Here is a 510-nt window from a genome sequence, read left to right as displayed (position 1 = left end):
GATCTTGTCAATATCAGTTGACACATTCAACTCAAAGATTTGCGGAACTTATGCGGCAGCATCCAGGGCCGCAAAGTATCTCTGACGTTTCACCACGGGTGGGAGGCCGTCGTTGGCGGAGCATATCCGGCGGCGGTTCCAGTAGCTGATGAAGTACCTCCAGATCAGGGTTTTCAATTGCTCAACGGTCATGGACTCCGGGTCGATGCGGTCGTAGAACAACTCGGTTTTCATCCTGGCCCACATGCTCTCACAGCGGGCGTTGTCATGACAGCGGCCGCCGTCGCTGTTCATGCTCTGGCGGATGCCGTGCTTTTCCACCGCGGCCCGGTAGGCCCCGCTGGTGTACTGGGACCCCCGGTCAGAGTGGACGATGGCTCCCCGCAGGGCAGGGTAGGACAGCGCCGCGCTGTCCAGCGTCCGCACGCACAACTCCGCCCTCATGTTGTCATCCATGACCAGGCCCAGGACGGTGAGATCAAAGCAGTCGAAGATGGCTGAGACATACAG

The 510-nt window shown here is 59.2% G+C and carries 1 protein-coding gene; it reads right to left on the bottom strand.

Annotated elements, in window-relative coordinates; translation table 11 throughout:
- Nucleotides 1-48 precede the first annotated feature (48 nt).
- Nucleotides 49-510 (bottom strand): DDE-type integrase/transposase/recombinase (locus tag D7X94_RS18055; protein WP_147401784.1); only part of this gene is annotated, 462 nt, incomplete at its 5' end.

The organism is Acutalibacter sp. 1XD8-33 (genome assembly GCF_003612555.1).
Taxonomy (GTDB): domain Bacteria; phylum Bacillota; class Clostridia; order Oscillospirales; family Acutalibacteraceae; genus Acutalibacter.
Note: the sequence above shows the minus strand (reverse complement) of the source record. Positions and strands in the feature narration are given on the sequence as shown.